Genomic DNA, 16,650 nt, shown 5'->3' with positions numbered 1-16,650 from the left:
TTGCCCTTTTATGCCGATAAATGAGGATAACAAAAAAATCGACGTTATAGCAGTTAAGAAGGCGAAAGATGACCCTACCTCTGACCACTCCTGGCTTTACGGATGCTGAGCATTCTAAGAGGCTGATAAATAAAACCTTTACCTATGTTGTAACGTTGCTGATCGCTATTTTTGCGGCGGCAATAATTTCTTTGTTGATAATAAAAAATAATGTTAATGAAATCAGCGATTCGCATGATGATTTCTTACTAAGAAAAGCGTTAGATACCCGACAGGAGAGCATCCGTAGCCATTTGAAAGACTATGCCGAGTGGGGGGATGCCTACAAACATCTTCATCAGAATGTTGACATGCACTGGGCATGGGATAAGCAGAATCTTGGCAAGTCTCTGTATGATAACTTTGGCTATGAGGGGGTGTTTGTTCTCTCTCCGGAAGGCGCCACGCGCTACAGCGTGATTTCCGGGAAACGGATACCTGAAGATCTGGAGCGTTGGTTGGGTCAATCCACAAAAGACCGTTTACTCAGTGAACTGAGCAAAAAAAAGGGATTGCCGGTGTCCATGCTAACGCTTATCGACGGCATACCGGCCATTGTTTCTGCTGAATGGATAACAACGGGTGATGATTCGAGTGTGCAACCGTTACCGGGCAGGCCTTCAGTCATGGTGTTTGTCGACAAATTAACGGCTAAAAAACTCCTTGCGATTGGGCATGATGCCGCCATCAAAAATGTTCGCATTTCACCCAATGAAGTGAATAATCAGACGTCATTGACCATAAGCACGCCAAATGGTGATGTGCATATTTTATGGGACAGTGAAAATCCTGGCCAGGCGCTGATCGTTTATTTCCTGCCATTACTCATTCTTTCCGTACTGCTGACAATATCGATGACGGTGATCCTTATGCGTCATATTATGCACAAGGCGAGAATTCATGACGAAAATGCCTTTCTCCTTGAGCAGGCACGGTTGAATCTTATCACCAGTGAAAAACGATTCAGGGATGTCAGTGAAACAACCAGCGATTGGTTCTGGGAAACTGACTTATCGTTAAAGATTACATGGCTATCAGGTCGTTTCTCCACGGTAACGGGATATGAACATAGTCAATGGATCGGCTGCAGGCTGGATGAGCTCTTTCCGTCGACAAGTCACTTACTTTATGATCGTGTCCGCCACCGGGAATTAACTGGACGCTTCGAATTTAAGAATTGCCCTTATATTAACTATCAGCAATCCACGTCCTACTGCACGCTTCTGGCTAAATTTTCTTCTCAGCCTGATGGTTCGGTGGTTTTACGGGGCGCGGCAACAGATGTCTCTCTGGAAGTGGAAGCAACTAAACGTGTGGAATTCCTGTCACGGCATGATGAATTAACGGGGCTTCCAAACCGGTATCATATTAAGGAGTTTCTGGCGGGCCGGTTAGCGAATGAAGGCGTCAATAATTATCCCTTTGCAATGATTTGCCTGGATCTGGACAAGTTCAAACCCGTCAATGACATTTTTGGGCATTCCACCGGCGACGCTCTGCTTGGCGAGGTCGCCTTACGTCTTAAAAGCTGTATTCGGAGCGGTGATTTTGTTGCACGGCAGGGCGGGGATGAATTTATGCTGCTCCTCGGTAATACCAGCCAGACAGACCAGATTGAAGAGGTGTGCCAGCGCATCGTGTCAGAACTCAACCGTCCTTTCACCATTGATGGCAATGATGTGACAATAGGGGTAAGCATGGGGATTGCACTGGCGCCACAAGACGGCAACAGCGCAAACGATCTTCTGCGCTATGCTGACATTGCGCTTTACCAGGCAAAACAATCCGGGAGAAACCGATGGGTCTATTATCGCCAGGATATGTCGGAAAAGCTGACCGAACGCAGAAAACTCGAACTGGAGCTGAAGACCGCCATTCGCGAAGACCAACTCTATCTGGTTTATCAACCGCGTTATAACCTCCGATATTCGAAAACAGATGCCGTCGAAGCGCTGGTCCGGTGGCAACACCCGGATCGAGGAACCATGATGCCCGATCAGTTTATCCCGTTGGCTGAAGAAACAGGGCTGATTATTAGCCTCAGCAACTGGGTCATTCGTAAAGCGTGTACGGAGGCCAAAGAACAATTGCCAGGGTTATCGGTATCAGTCAACATTTCGGCTATTGAATTCCAGGCGAGCGATCTGGCTGAAAGAGTAAAAGAAATTCTTCACGAAACGGGACTTGAACCCACCAGGCTGGAAATAGAAGTGACTGAAAATGTCACGCTTTCCGATCCAGAAAAAACGTTGTACACCATGAAAGCCCTCAAAAAAATGGGCGTACGGATTCTGATCGATGATTTCGGTACAGGCTATGCCTCTCTGAGCTATCTTCGAAAGTTTCAGTTTGATGGGCTAAAGCTCGATAAAAGCTTTATTTTTACCTTAGCGGATTCGCCACAGAACCAATCGGTAGTCGAGAAGATAATCGATTTGGGTAAAGCCTATTCCATGGAAGTGACCGCTGAAGGAGTGGAGACCAGCGAACAGCTGGCTTTTCTTAAAAAAAATAAGTGTGATGAAGTTCAGGGATATTTACTTGGAAAACCCGCCGCCATTGCCGATCTCAATTTAAACGCCAGCGTGGTGAATACATAAACGCGTTTTAGCATTTTCCGCGCCCCCTGGGACAGGGAAGTGTCAGCAAAAAAACCGGGCTCTTCGCCCGGTTTTTTATCTTACGACCAGCACAGGGCATTTTGCGTGGCGCACCACTGCCGCCGCATTTGAACCTAACAGATACGTTGATATGTCAGGCTTATGGGAGGCGATGATGATCAGGTCGGCGCCGATCGTGTCCGCGAGTTTAAGGATCTGATCTTTTGGCGATCCCGTAACGGCGTGCGTCTGCACCTTTTCTGGCGGAATTTTAAATTGCTTAACGATTTCATCCAGTTTTTCTAAGGCCGCATGCTGGAACTCTTTTAGCTTCGGCATCTCCACGGAGTAGGCCAGGCCTAAAGATGAATAATAAGGTAGCGAAGGAATGACCGTAAGAAAATGGACTTTAGCTGTGTTAAGTGCGGTATGAGCCTGAACGAAAGGAATCACCATATGCGTCAGGCTATCTTCGGAAATATCAATTGGAACCAAAATTGAATTGTACATTTGTCCCTCCTGAGTGTTTTTTACACAATTCAGGTTAGACCGTTAATTCCAGGAAAACAGAGAGCAGGTTGTCATAACGGAGACAAATTTCGGTTCTGTGATAGCTATACAGGCGAACGTTCCCGGCATGGGGTCAATGACGCGTTCAGCCTGTCGTGACGATGAACATCCTGGCCTGCTGGGCTAGCTGGCGTTCAGCCTTAATCGGCGCATACTTTTCTGAATGATAGAAAGCAAGCGCCTGATCTAAAGTCGGGAATTCAAAAATGCCAGCATAGGGTAACGGGGCTTCATCGCCTTCGAGTACTTCTGCAACCGAACCAAAATGCACAATTATCCCTCCCGCTTCCTCTAACGCTAATGTGAAGCGGGGGGCAAGGCTGGCCTGTCGCGCAGGGTCAATAATACGTAAGTTGATGTGGACGAATGCGGGCATCACTGTTCCTCAAATCTGATTAATAGTGTATATACAGTATTTGATATTGTATTGATTGTCGAGATGAAAAGATGAACAACATCGATGTGGCGCTGCTGAAGACCATTCCGGAAGTCTGTCCTGTGTTTCAGGCGCGAGCCACTGCCCGGGCTATTACACGCTATTACAACGCCTGCTTAAGACCGTTTGGTCTGACCGCAGAGCAGTTCAGTCTTTTGGTTGGGATCGGAGGTGCACCCAATGAAACCGTTGCAGAACTGGCCGCAAGGGCGGGGGTAGATGCCACCACGCTGAGTCGAAATATAGGTAGTATGGTGTCCCGCGGCATTATCGACGCGGTGGGAGGCCGGGGGCGTGCCGGTAAACGACTCACCCTCACAGCAGAGGGCTGGAGCCTGCTCGAACAGGTCATTCCGGTATGGAAGGCAGCGATGGAAGAACTGTCCCATCAGATGGGGAGCGAACAACTTAGCCTGACGACGAATATGATGAGAAGCCTGGGCAAAGCCACTGCTTCTTTATGACGCGATCCGCGACAATCCGTACCTGCGACGCGACGTACCAAACCGCGCAATGCCGGGTATACTACGTTTTAATTTTTTCAGGCGACCCTTTGTAAAGGCAGGCAGTATGTCTCTTCGTTCGCTGCGGGCGTTATGCCTGACCAGTTTTTTCATTGCGGATGTCCGCGATGGCCTCGGCCCTTTTCTCGGTATTTTTCTCACCGAACGTCACTGGACGCCTGATGATATTGGTATTCTGATGACGGCGGGTGGGCTGGCGGGTTTACTGGCCACGCTCCCGGCGGGATTCATCACCGACACCTCCCGAAACAAACGCGCTGTACTCGCGCTACTTTGCCTGTTGATCACCCTGAGCACGCTTCTGCTCTGGTTTAGCCAGCAGAGCGGCGTTGTCGCCGTTTCACAAATTATCACCGGCATCTGTGCGGCGTTTGTGGGGCCATTGATCACCGGAATTACCTTAGGGCTGACCGGCCAGAGTGGGTTCAGCGCGCAGATGGGCAAAAATGAGGCGTTCAATCATGCGGGCAATTTTATGACCGCACTGATGGCTGGTGGCATTGCCTGGTACTGGGGCGTCGGCGGAATTTTCCTGCTGATGACCTGTACGACGTTGCTAACGTTGTGTGCGCTGCTTGCCATTCGCAATAAGGATATCGACAACAATGCCGCGCGCGGGTTGTCCTCTTCAGCGAACCTGCCTGTTCCGGGCTTTGCGGTGCTGATTAAAAACCGGGCGCTGTTTGTTACCGGACTGACGCTGCTCCTGTTTCATCTGGCGAACGCTGCGCTGTTACCGATGCTCAGCATGAGGGTTGCGGCGGCACCCGCCTCAATCAACCCCGGCTTGTATGCAGCGGGCACTGTCATTATCTCTCAGGCCGTGATGATCCCCGTCGCCATTTGGGTCGCACGGAGAATAGAACACTACGGCTACTGGCGATTAATTATGCTGGCGCTGCTGGTGATGCCGGTGCGTGCGGCGCTGGCGGCGTCCACGGACGCGCCGTTGATGATGATCCCGGTGCAAATTCTCGACGGGCTGGCCGCAGGCATCCTCGGCGTCGTGGTACCGTCGTTTATTGTTGTGCTGTTGCGAGGGAGCGGGCACGTCAATGCCGGGCAGAGCGTGGTGATGTTGATGCAGGGCGTTGGGGCATCGATGAGCCCGGCGCTAACCGGCACGATAGCAGGGCATTACTCCTTTGCGACGGCATTCAGCGTGCTGAGCGCGATTGCGCTGGTGGCCGTCCTGCTCTGGTGGCGCGTTGCTCACCGAACCTGGGAAACAGACAGTACGCCGGGTGGGGCATAGCCGCCACCCGGCGTCATACTTATGCCAGCTCGTTAGGGCAGGTTTCGCCTTTTTCCAGCTGCTGCAGGTTACCCAGCGTGGTTTCTGAAATGCTGATCAGCGCTTCAGCCGTCAGAAACGCCTGGTGACCGGTAAACAGGACGTTATGACAGGCAGACAGGCGGCGGAACACGTCGTCCTGAATCACATCATTGGACTTGTCTTCAAAGAACAGATCGCGTTCGTTCTCATACACGTCCATCCCGAGTGCGCCAATCTTCTGGGTTTTCAGCGCTTCGATAGCGGCCTGAGAGTCAACCAGGCCACCACGGCTGGTGTTGATAATCATCACGCCGTCTTTCATCTGGTCAAACGCCGCCTGGTTAAGCAGGTGATAGTTTTCCGGCGTCAGCGGGCAGTGCAGGGAGATCACATCAGACTGCGAGAACAGGGTCGGCAGGTCGACATATTCCACGCCCAGCTCCAGCGCCGCGGCGCTTGGATACGGATCAAATGCCAGCAGACGCATGCCAAAGCCTTTGAGGATCCGCAGGGCAGCGACGCCAATTTTCCCGGTCCCGATCACCCCTGCGGTTTTACCGTACATAGTAAAGCCGGTCAGCCCTTCCAGCGAGAAGTTGGCATCACGGGTGCGCTGATAAGCGCGGTGAATACGACGGTTGAGCGACATCATCATGCCAATCGCATGTTCCGCGACGGCTTCCGGGGAGTAGGCCGGAACGCGCACCACCTTCAGCCCCAGCTCTTTCGCCGCATCGAGATCCACGTTGTTAAAGCCTGCACAGCGCAGGGCGATATACTTCACTCCCTGTTTTTTCAACTCTTCCAGCACCGGACGACTGCCGTCATCGTTAACAAAAATGCAGACGCCTTCACAGCCGTGCGCCGTTTTGGCGGTTTTTTCGGACAGCAGAAAGTCGAAAAATTCAAGCTCAAACCCGTAAGCTTCGTTAACATGTTGCAGATACTTTTTGTCGTACTGCTTTGTGCTATATACCGCGAGTTTCATAAGACTTTCTCCAGTGATTTTGCATTCACGTTAGCATGATTAAAATTATCTTACAATTTCTAAAATATTATTGAATTCAATAAGTTCTATGAATTATTCTAGAGCATCTTGTTACCCTAACTCCATGATATTCTTAATGCCAGAAACATCAGGAATCGGGTGGATTTTCAGGCAGAGATGGAGAGTAATGTATGCCGTTACAACTGGAGTTGTCTTTATCCCCGCCAATGTTGCCTGCCTTGTACTATTTCATTATATCTATTGCGTTTTTATTGTTGCTGTACAGAGGTAAACTCAAAGTTGAAAGAGCTAGAAAATATCCTCTTTTCATTGCTTACACCTTGTTTGTGTTAGCCAGTGCTGCCATACAACTCAACGTGTTCGCCAATGGCCAGGACTTTGTGAGCGGTTTTCTGCATATCAACTTTGACCCATGGCGGTATGACTCCGTGTATTGGGGGTCATTAATATTTGCCATGCTTTACCTCCTGGCGATACCTCGTAACAGGTACTAGCTTCGCAACTTAACGCTACAGCTTCTATCCTTAAACTTGCCTTTGGCTTCAATTGACCCGCTAAACATGCGACAATGTTCAGCATCGTCGGCTTAATTCTTTCGCTAAATCAGGATATTAACTGCCCATGAAGGGTAAATACAAAGCCGCACTTGCGCTTTTACTGCTGTTCATTTTATTGCCGCTGACGCTGCTGATGACGCTCGCTCAGTGGGTACCGACGCTTGCCGGAATCTGGCTTCCCGTCGGGACGCGTATCGCTTTCGAAGAGAGTCCTAAACTGACTCGTCATGCGCTGGTGATCCCCGATCTCCGCTATCTGGTTGAAGAGTGCGAAATTGCTCGCATTGAAAACGTGACGCTGTCACATCCGAGCCGCTGGCAGCTGGATATCGGCGCGCTGGATCTTAACGCCGTCTGCCTCAGCAAAATTCCCCAATCCGCGCCGTCGACCGTTGCCCCCAAAACGCTGGCGCAGTGGCAGGCGGTATTACCGAATACCTGGCTGACCATTCACCGTCTCACCCTCTCGCCCTGGCAGCAGTGGCAGGGTGAGCTGAAGGCCTCGCTGACCCCGTCCAGCCAGGAGATAGCCTATAAAGGCGAGCGGGTGAGCATTCAAGGAACGCTTCGCGGCCAGACGCTTTCGGTCAGCCAGTTCGATGTTCAGCTACCCGATCAGCCGCAGCCCATCAAACTGGTGGGGGAGTTCACTCTGCCGCTGGTGCCGGATGGCGTGCCGGTAAAAGGCCACGCGGTGGCGACCTTTAACGTGCCACAACTGACGTCTCTCGTCGATGCCGATCTGGACTGGGAAGACAACCGTGGACAACTGGTGGTGATGGCGCGAGACAACCCTGATCCACTGCTCGATCTGCCGTGGCAAGTTACGGCGGAACAGCTGAACATCAGCGACGGGCGCTGGAACTGGGATCTGTCCGGTATGCCGCTGAGCGGACGCGTTTCGCTTCGCGCCGATAACTGGCAGCAGGGGCTTGAGAAAGCCACCCTGACCGGGCGTTTGAACGTGCTTACCCATGGTGATGCGGGGAAAGGCAACGCGGTACTCAATATTGGGCCCGGCAGGCTCAGTATGGAAAACAGCGACATGCCGCTGCATCTGAGCGGTGAGGCGAAGCAAAACGACCTCATTCTTTATGCCAAATTGCCGGCAACACTGACCGGCAGCGTATATGAACCGCAACTCGCTTTTGAACCGGGCGCACTGCTTCGCTCGCGCGGGCGCATCATTGACTCGCTTGATATCGATGAAATCCGCTGGCCGCTGGCAGGTGTGAAGCTGACGCAGAAGGGCGTGGACGGGCGTTTACAGGCTATCCTGCGTGCCCATGAAAACGAGATGGGCGATTTTGAACTGCATCTGGACGGGCAGGCGAACGACTTTTTACCCGACAGCGGTCTCTGGCAGTGGCGCTACTGGGGAAAAGGGAGTTTTACGCCGATGCATGCCCGCTGGGATGTCGCCGGGAAAGGCGAGTGGCGTGACAAACTCATTGAGCTCACGGCGCTCTCCACCGGTTTTGACAAGCTCCAGTATGGAACCATGGAGGTCAGCACGCCGCGTCTGGTGCTGGATCAACCCGTGCGCTGGTTCCGTGACGCCGAAAAGCCGACGTTCAGCGGCGCGCTGGCGCTCAATGCCGGGCAAACCCGTTTCTCCGGTGGCAGCACGCTGCCACCGTCGGTGCTGACCTTTAGCGTCGACGGCACCGATCCGACGGTGTTCCAGTTTAAGGGCGACCTCCATGCAGAGAAAATCGGCCCGGTACAGGTGAATGGTCGCTGGGATGGTGAACGCCTTCGCGGGCAGGCCTGGTGGCCGAAACAGTCGCTCACCGTGTTCCAGCCTCTGATCCCTCCGGACTGGAAAATGATGCTGCGTGACGGGGAACTCTATGCGCAGGTGGCTTTCTCGGCGGCGGCCGATCAGGGCTTTGAGGCGGGGGGGCACGGCGTGCTGAAAGCCGGTAGCGCCTGGATGCCGGATAACCAGATCAACGGTGTCGATTTTGTGCTGCCGTTCCGCTTCAGCAAGGGGACCTGGTCCCTGGGCACGCGCGGCCCGGTTACGTTGCGTATTGGCGAAGTGGAAAACCTGGTGACCGCGCGAAATATTACCGCCGATCTACAGGGGGATTATCCCTGGACGGAGGACAATCCGCTGCTGCTTACCAACGTGAAAGTGGAAACCCTCGGCGGGAAGATTACGATGCAGCAGTTGCGGATGCCGCAGCACGATCCGGCGCTGCTTCGCGTGGACAATATCTCGTCAAGTGAACTGATCGGCGCCGTCAATCCGAAACAGTTTGCCATGTCTGGCCCGGTAAGCGGGGCGCTGCCATTCTGGCTGGACAATGAAAAATGGATCATTAAAGATGGCTGGCTGACCAACCCTGGCCCAATGACGCTGCGTATCGACAAAGATACGGCGGATGCCATCGTGAAAGATAATATGGTTGCGGGTGCCGCGATCAACTGGCTCCGCTATATGGAAATTTCTCGTTCGTGGACAAGAATCAATTTAGATAACCTGGGTGAATTAACCATGCAGGCGACCATCAAGGGAACCAGCCGTGTGGATGGCAAAAGCAGCTCCGTCAACCTGAACTATACCCATGACGAGAATGTCTTTACCCTCTGGCGCAGCCTGCGTTTTGGAGACAACCTTCAAACCTGGTTTGAGCAACACGCGGCGATACCCGGTCTCCGCAGTTCGACTGGCAAGGAAAGTGAGGAACAACAATGAAAAAGATGGCTGGTGTACTCACCGTTGCCGTTGCTGCGCTACTGACCGGCTGTACGCCGCGTATTGAAGTCGCTGCGCCGAAAGAGCCGATTACCATCAATATGAATGTCAAAATCGAACACGAGATCCACATTAAGGTCGATAAAGACGTTGAAACCCTGCTGAAATCGCGCAGCGATCTGTTCTGAGGATGCCATGAAACGTTTAGCTCTGATTCTACTGGCTCTGGGGATGAATGCGCAGGCGGCTGCGCTGACCTTAAATGATGCCCGGGCGCAGGGGCGCGTGGGGGAAACACTCAGCGGGTATATTGCCCCGATCCAACAAGATGCTGAAACGCTGGCGCTGGTAAACCGTATTAACGCGGCGCGCACCGAGAGCTATCAGAAGCTGGCCGACAGCAATAATTTACCGGTCGATGAAGTGGCGAAAATGGCGGGGCAAAAACTGGTTGCCCGCGCGCAGCCGGGCGAATACGTGAAGGGAATTAACGGCAAATGGCTGAAAAAATAGCTAGCGGTGGCGCTTGCGGTATTCGCCGGGCGAGACGCCAAAACGCTGCTTAAAGGCCGTTGAAAAATGGCTATGGTCGGTGAACCCCCAGCTGTAGCCAATTCCCGCCAGCTTTTCATCATCCCCGGCAGAGCGCAGCACCTGCGCACAGAGATCCAGCCGACGGTTTTTAATGTACTGCGCGACCACCAGCCCCTTCTCGGCAAACATGCGGTAGAGGCTGCGCACGGACATCCCGCTCTCGGCGGCAATCCACTCCGGGCGCAGAGAGTCAGACTGAATATGATCGTCAATCAGCGCCACGACATGCTGGAACTGGCGTTCCTTGCGCGGCTGAATCACGTCGCGTTGCTGAAACGCCGGGCGCAGCAGGCAGACCATGGCTTCGAGCGCGGCTTCGCTCTCCCGGTCACTCAGGTCGGCGTTGTTCATGCTTTCCATCAGCAGGCGATGGCTCAGCTGTACCGTTGGTAGCGAGCGAGAGAGGGCGAGCGCGCAGCTAATCTCATGAAAACGACACTGTTGCTCAATAATCTGGCGGGGTACCAGCAGCGAAATCTGGCGGGATTTTTCCTGCCAGTTGATTGAGCAGGGCCGGGAGGCGTCAAGCAGCGTGATATCGCCTGTTCGGAGCACAGCGCGACGGTCATCCTGTTCAATTTCCGCACTGCCCTCAAGCTGGAAGACGGTATAGAACCAGGCATCATTACTCTGTTTGATCTCCTGACGGGAGCGGAACAGATTTACGCCGCCGGCGGTGACGGTGCTGAGCTTCAGGCTGCGCGCATAGCTGGTCTCCAGTTCGCCGACGAATTTCCCCCCGGTGGGCTGTGCATTAAAACGCCCGCACACCTGGTTAATCTGCGCCAGCCACTGCTGATACTGTTCCTGCTCGCTTGCACACGCCATCGTTTCTCTCACTGCACCGTCAATGTTTTCGCATTGTTGCATTTATGTTGCGTTTTGTCAGAGCTCTGGGCTGACTATAGGAAAGAACACTCATCGGGAACAGCGATATAAGGTGGAATTATCACGATTTGCGGCACCTGTCACAGGTGGCAAAGCGAATGTCACAGAGACAAAAGCGAGAATGCGAAACCCCTCTTAGACTGGATGAACACCCTGCGAATAATAACGAAGGAGTATCCTATGTCTGAATCCCAGGTGGCTATTCAGCCTGCCGTGCAGCAATTTTTAGACCGACATCATGGCCTGTGGATTGAAGGGCGTCAGGCCGCGTCGGACAGCGAAAAGCGGCTCAACGTCTATAACCCGGCCACGGGCGATGTGATTGCCTCGACGGCCGATGCCAGCGTCGATGACGTTGACCGTGCCGTCATGTCCGGCTGGCGTGCTTTTGTTGCCCGCAGCTGGGCCGGAAAATTACCGGCGGAGCGCGAGCGAATCCTGCTCCGTTTCGCCGATCTGGTTGAACAGCACAGCGAGGAGCTGGCCCAGCTTGAAACGCTGGAGCAGGGGAAATCGATTAACATTTCCCGTCTCTTTGAAGTGGGTTGTACCCTGAACTGGATGCGCTATACCGCCGGGCTGACCACCAAAATCGCAGGCAAAACCCTCGACCTTTCTATTCCCCTGCCACAGGGGGCGCGTTATCAGGCATGGACACGTAAAGAGCCGGTTGGCGTGGTGGCCGGGATTGTGCCCTGGAACTTCCCGCTGATGATTGGGATGTGGAAAGTGATGCCTGCGCTGGCGGCGGGGTGCTCGATTGTCATCAAGCCATCAGAAACCACGCCACTGACCATGCTGCGCGTGGCGGAACTGGCCAGTGAAGCGGGCATTCCGGACGGGGTATTCAACGTGGTGACCGGGAGCGGCGCGGTGTGCGGCGCAGCGCTGACCTCGCATCCGCATATTGCAAAGGTGAGCTTTACCGGCTCAACGGCGACGGGCAAGCAAATTGCCCGCGCGGCGGCAGATACCCTGACAGGCGTGACCCTGGAACTGGGGGGCAAAAACCCGGCTATCGTACTCAAAGATGCGGACCCGGCGTGGGTGATCGAAGGCCTGATGACCGGGAGCTTCCTGAACCAGGGACAGGTGTGTGCGGCGAGTTCCCGTATCTACATTGAAGCGCCGCTGTTTGACACGCTGGTCAGCGGCTTCGAACAGGCGGTGAAATCCCTGAGCGTCGGGCCGGGTATGTCCCCGGAAGCATTTATCAACCCGCTGGTGTCGCGTGCGCATTGTGACAAGGTGCAGACTTTCCTCGATGAAGCGCAATCTCGCCACGCAGAGCTGATTGTCGGTAACCGTGGCCCGGAAGGGAAAGGCTATTACGTTTCGCCGACGCTGGTGGTCAACCCGGATGCCGCGCTGCGCTTAACCCGCGAAGAGGTGTTTGGCCCGGTGGTCAATCTGGTGCGCGTTGCCGATGGTGAAGAGGCGCTTCAGCTGGCAAACGACACCGAATATGGCCTGACCGCCAGCGTCTGGACGCAGAATATCAGCAAGGCGCTGGAGTACACCGACAGGCTGCAGGCGGGCACCGTCTGGGTAAACAGCCATACGCTGATCGACGCCAACCTGCCGTTCGGCGGCATGAAGCAGTCTGGCACCGGTCGCGACTTTGGCCCGGACTGGCTGGACGGATGGTGTGAGACGAAGTCGGTTTGCGTGCGGTATTAAGAAACAAGCCGGGTGGCGGCTACGCCTTACCCGGCCTACTTTCTCTGGTTTTGTAGGCCGGGTAAGCGCAGCGCCACCCGGCATTATTCAAAGCGACCACCGATCCCGTCCGGCCTCTTTCGCCCGATAAAGCGCCGCATCGGCGCGGGCGATTATTTCGGTGCCGGCTAACCCCTCCGTCATGCCGGCAATCCCCATGCTCACGGTCACATGGTCGCTGACCGTCGAGGCGCCATGCGGTATGGCCTCCGTGCGCAGCCCGTCCTGAATACGCATGGCAACCTTTTCTGCGATGTTTAGCGGGCAATTGAAAAGGATCACCACAAACTCCTCGCCGCCGTAACGTGATACGACGTCGTCCGGCGTTCGTACCGACTGCTTCAGCACCCGCGCCACGCGCGTCAGGCAGTCATCACCCGCCTGGTGGCCGTAGGTGTCGTTGTAGCGTTTGAAATAGTCGATATCCAGCATAATCAGCGAGAAAGGTTTCTTCTGCTCAACCGCGTTTTCCAGCACCACCTCCATTCTCCGGCGGTTGGCGGTTTTGGTTAGCGGATCCTGATGCGCCAGCGCATCCAGCCGTGAGATCAGCAGTTGATTTTGCTGATTACGACGCCAGGCTTCATCAAACCAGCTCAACAGGATAAAACGCCCGCAGATCAGGATCAGGGTAAACACGCTCCAGATGATGACAAAGTGAAGGTTGAGGCCATCGTTGAGTATCCAGCTTGCGACCGGCAGGGTGATCCAGAGCGGAAGCACAAAGGCGAGTAATCCCTCAGGGTAAAAGTAGAGCGCCGTTAACCCTGCGAGTAACAAAATTACGCACAGCGGCCAGACGTGGGGCAGCAGCAAATAGGTAATAAACAAAAAACAGGATACCGACCAGATGGCGCTACAGATAAAGAGCACCACGCTGATACCCGCAATACGCCGCCAGGCCATCAGGATCAACGCGGCAGAGAGGATAATAATGCCGAGCATCGAGGCATCGACCAGGGTCGTCAGTTGCGGTATATGAGGATAAAGCGGATCGCTGGCCTTAAGCAGGACGTGTCGCAGCAGGATCATCACGGCGAAGCTGACGTTGACGAACGCCAGCCAGGGCAGGTTCATCGCCAGCCCATGCATGACCATCGCGTGGCGCGTCGGCCAGGTAGCGCGTTCCAGTGTCGGTTTTTTTCTTTTTTCCATAAAGCCCTTTCCCGTCCGGGGGATAAATCATGCAGGTGAGATATCTGTAACTATAAGCAAGCATGGACGATCCTCAAACGGCAGGGCAAAAAAAACCGGGCGATTGCCCGGCGGTGGGTTATTTTTCGTCTTTTTTCTTTCCGAGCGTTGGCGTCTCGTCGAAGAAGTTCCACGGTTTAAGCAGGGCATGCACCCATTCCGTTGGCATGATCGGCCACTCTTCAGCACGGGCGACATGGGTCGTGCCGGTGGTCATCCAGACTACGTCATCCTGATCGTTAAGCGACTCGTTATCTTTGCTGTACTGTCCCAGTCCCGTGTCGTGGATGGAGCGGTTAGGGAATTTACCTTCCGGATAGCGTTCATCCGGGTGGTAACGGGTCACCCACAGCTGTTTATCCATAAAGCTCAGGCGATGGTAGATCCACTCATCCGGGGCAAATTTCGCGCCGGTTGCCACCGGGTGGGTGCCGCCCGCGTAGGGGATAATCTGATACGAGACCGGGTTGCCCATGCGGTTCTCTTTACGGGTGTTGCTCAGCAGGCGAATGGTGCCCGGGTCAAATTTCTGTGCCGCCTGCTGTTCGGTATCAATGTCGTACTGATTGACCTGCATGGTACTGGTGCGCGGGCCAGCGGCGGTATTGGGTTTCACTTCCGGATCCATCGCCACCAGCTTGTTGTTAATACCATCGACATCCATATCAAGACGGAAGTTATAGATGTGCTGGTGCGTGGTGCCCACAATGTTGTGGTCAATCAACGTGCCGTAACGGGTATCGTCTTTGGCGGTGGCGTCATGCATGGTTTTGGCCTGAACGCCTTTCACGGCTTCGATACCCGTCGCGCCAGCATCAATGCCGAGGGTGCCGTTCTCATGGAATACCCAGTCGAAGATGTAATCGTAGTTACCGACGGTACTCACCCAGCGCACCACCAGTTCACGGCGCTCGGCGCTGACGTTTGGCTGACCCATCTCCTGATGCTTGTATTCCGGCCCCGCATAGCGTTCGAAAATGGCGATTGCGCGCGGGATCTCCATCGGCGCGCCGGTATAGTCCGGGATGGTTTCATTGAGCATCACGGCGTTGGACGGCACGTCTTTACCCCGCACCAGCGGCGAGGTCAGGGTGCCCATGCCGTAGTCGCCGGAGTCGAGATAGGCTTTAAAGTACCAGCCCACGTCCGGATCGCCGTAAGGGACAATCATGCCGCCGAGCGACCCTTGATACATCACCTGACGTTTCTTGCCGTTGTCGTTATACGTGACGGTTGAGATCATCGGGCCCACGCGCGAGTCCAGGCTCAGGTGGAAATCCCAGTTCTGCCAGTGCACTCTGTCGCCGGTTATGGTGTAGTTCTTGCCTTCCGGTTCAATAATGTCGAGCGGTTTTTTCGGTGTCTCTATGCGGTCGCGGCCATCATAGGGACGTGGGGTCAGAGGAACCGGGATAACGGCGCCTTCTTCAATCTTCTGGATCTTCTTCTGCTCAAGGTCGACCACCGCCACCAGGTTTTCAATCGGATGTGCCCAGTAGTTGCCGTCGCCGACATCCAGATAGCTCACCACTTTCAGCAAACGGTCTTCCTGCTTAAGACCATCTTTACCGTCGAAATAGCCGACGGTCAGCGGCGTGGTAATCACTTTTTTCGGGTCGGTTATGCCGTGCTTTTTAAGCACCTCAGCAAATTCGGTACTGTCGTTAATGATCTGCTGAACCGCGGTGAAATCATCCAACAGCACCATGCCGTGCGCGTCTTTGACCGGTTCCCAGCGCAGAATTTTTTTATCCTTCAGATCCACCAGGCTCTCGATGACATGCTTTCCGTAAAGCATGACGATCTTCGCCTGGCGAGGGGTATCCACTGCCGTGCCGTTGAGCACATAGTCCCACACTTTGGCTTTCTCTGGCTCCGCAAGGGCGATCTGGGTAAAGCGGGTATTCGGTTTAAAATCTGCAGAGGCTTTAACAATCTCTACGGCTTGCTTAATTTCGTCTGCCGTGAGCGCATTTAACGGGTGAGGACTTTTTTCAACCTGGAAGGTCTGATCGAGACCGGACTGGAAAACATCGTTGATGAACGTCTCTGAGATAAAGGCCTTGTTGCCTTTCATCACCACCGGCACCTCAAGCGTGAGGGTTTTACCGTTGACGATAGCGGTTTTTGCGCCCGGTTTGACCTTCACAAAGGCGCCGTCTTTCGCAATGGTGAACATCTGTGCGTAATCGTCCCACTGCACGTCTGCGCCGAAGTCCTGCAGCGTTTTGTCCATCGGGACCATATGCGCCTCGCTGCCGTGGGCGAAAACAGGGGATTGCCAGGCGCAACACAGCGCAACGGCCATGGCCAGTGCCGTTCTACGGGCAGAAAAAGAAGAATTGCTTCCCATCGTAGACCTCATCTTGTTGTGTTTATTGTGTTGTGTCAGCCTTATCCTGACAGACGCCTGAGAAAAGCGTTTGCCTGCATCTGCCAGGTTATTTGTTGCACTTGCCAGGTTAAAAAAAGAGCGGGACGGTGTCACACCCGGCAGGTCGTCGTAGGCCGGGTAAGCATCGCGCCACCCGGCAGGGAAG

The 16,650-nt window shown here is 54.1% G+C and carries 13 protein-coding genes; 7 read left to right on the top strand and 6 right to left on the bottom strand.

The features are described 5' to 3' along the window. Positions 1 to 68 precede the first annotated feature (68 nt). Entirely contained in the window at positions 69 to 2,639 is a 2,571-nt protein-coding gene (locus L977_RS16770; RefSeq protein WP_047626282.1) for a bifunctional diguanylate cyclase/phosphodiesterase, read from the top strand. A 75-nt stretch (positions 2,640 to 2,714) separates the two neighbouring features. Here the strand turns inward: L977_RS16770 and uspF are convergent, their stop codons facing one another. Both uspF and L977_RS16760 read right to left on the bottom strand, forming a co-directional pair. Further along, positions 2,715 to 3,149, bottom strand: a complete 435-nt coding sequence (gene uspF / locus L977_RS16765; RefSeq protein WP_023338284.1) for a universal stress protein UspF — start codon at positions 3,147 to 3,149, stop codon at positions 2,715 to 2,717. 145 nt (positions 3,150 to 3,294) lie between these two features. Beyond that, positions 3,295 to 3,585 (bottom strand): DUF1330 domain-containing protein, encoded by a 291-nt coding sequence (locus L977_RS16760; RefSeq protein WP_047626281.1) that lies wholly within the window; start codon positions 3,583 to 3,585, stop codon positions 3,295 to 3,297. Positions 3,586 to 3,656: 71 nt separating this feature from the next. Here L977_RS16760 and L977_RS16755 point away from each other — a divergent pair, with 71 nt between their 5' ends. After that, on the top strand, positions 3,657 to 4,109 hold the full coding sequence (locus L977_RS16755) for a MarR family winged helix-turn-helix transcriptional regulator (RefSeq protein ID WP_023330311.1): 453 nt from the start codon (positions 3,657 to 3,659) through the stop codon (positions 4,107 to 4,109). 106 nt (positions 4,110 to 4,215) lie between these two features. After that, positions 4,216 to 5,424, top strand: a complete 1,209-nt coding sequence (locus L977_RS16750; RefSeq protein WP_023330312.1) for an MFS transporter — start codon at positions 4,216 to 4,218, stop codon at positions 5,422 to 5,424. Between the two features lie 19 nt (positions 5,425 to 5,443). On the opposite strand, the gene L977_RS16745 is transcribed toward L977_RS16750, so the two are convergent. Next, positions 5,444 to 6,433, bottom strand: coding sequence for a 2-hydroxyacid dehydrogenase (locus L977_RS16745; RefSeq protein WP_023338286.1), 990 nt, complete (start codon positions 6,431 to 6,433; stop codon positions 5,444 to 5,446). A 642-nt stretch (positions 6,434 to 7,075) separates the two neighbouring features. On the opposite strand from L977_RS16745, the gene L977_RS16735 reads away from it, so the two are divergent. The 3 genes from L977_RS16735 to L977_RS16725 are packed head-to-tail and all read left to right on the top strand — an operon-like array spanning position 7,076 to position 10,228. After that, positions 7,076 to 9,715, top strand: a complete 2,640-nt coding sequence (locus tag L977_RS16735; protein WP_047626279.1) for a YdbH family protein — start codon at positions 7,076 to 7,078, stop codon at positions 9,713 to 9,715. Next, positions 9,712 to 9,903 carry a YnbE family lipoprotein gene (locus L977_RS16730; RefSeq protein WP_014169918.1) on the top strand — a complete coding sequence of 64 codons (192 nt, stop codon included), beginning with the start codon at positions 9,712 to 9,714 and terminating at the stop codon, positions 9,901 to 9,903. The genes L977_RS16735 and L977_RS16730 overlap by 4 nt, the downstream gene beginning before the upstream one ends. 7 nt (positions 9,904 to 9,910) lie before the next feature. Beyond that, positions 9,911 to 10,228, top strand: a complete 318-nt coding sequence (locus L977_RS16725; protein WP_023330315.1) for a YdbL family protein — start codon at positions 9,911 to 9,913, stop codon at positions 10,226 to 10,228. Here L977_RS16725 and feaR read toward each other — a convergent pair whose 3' ends face one another. Further along, positions 10,229 to 11,137, bottom strand: coding sequence for a transcriptional regulator FeaR (gene feaR / locus L977_RS16720; protein WP_014883693.1), 909 nt, complete (start codon positions 11,135 to 11,137; stop codon positions 10,229 to 10,231). A gap of 240 nt (positions 11,138 to 11,377) precedes the next feature. Between feaR and L977_RS16715 the strand changes: the two genes are divergently transcribed. Further along, positions 11,378 to 12,877 (top strand): aldehyde dehydrogenase family protein, encoded by a 1,500-nt coding sequence (locus L977_RS16715; RefSeq protein WP_047626278.1) that lies wholly within the window; start codon positions 11,378 to 11,380, stop codon positions 12,875 to 12,877. An 87-nt stretch (positions 12,878 to 12,964) separates the two neighbouring features. Here the strand turns inward: L977_RS16715 and L977_RS16710 are convergent, their stop codons facing one another. Next, positions 12,965 to 14,071, bottom strand: coding sequence for a GGDEF domain-containing protein (locus L977_RS16710; protein WP_023330317.1), 1,107 nt, complete (start codon positions 14,069 to 14,071; stop codon positions 12,965 to 12,967). A gap of 118 nt (positions 14,072 to 14,189) precedes the next feature. Beyond that, complete coding sequence (gene tynA / locus L977_RS16705; protein ID WP_047626277.1) at positions 14,190 to 16,463, bottom strand: primary-amine oxidase; 2,274 nt, start codon at positions 16,461 to 16,463, stop codon at positions 14,190 to 14,192. Between the last annotated feature and the right edge of the window lie 187 nt (positions 16,464 to 16,650).

The sequence above is a fragment of the Enterobacter sp. ZOR0014 genome, assembly GCF_000798855.1.
GTDB lineage: Bacteria > Pseudomonadota > Gammaproteobacteria > Enterobacterales > Enterobacteriaceae > Enterobacter > Enterobacter kobei.
Note: the sequence above shows the minus strand (reverse complement) of the source record. Positions and strands in the feature narration are given on the sequence as shown.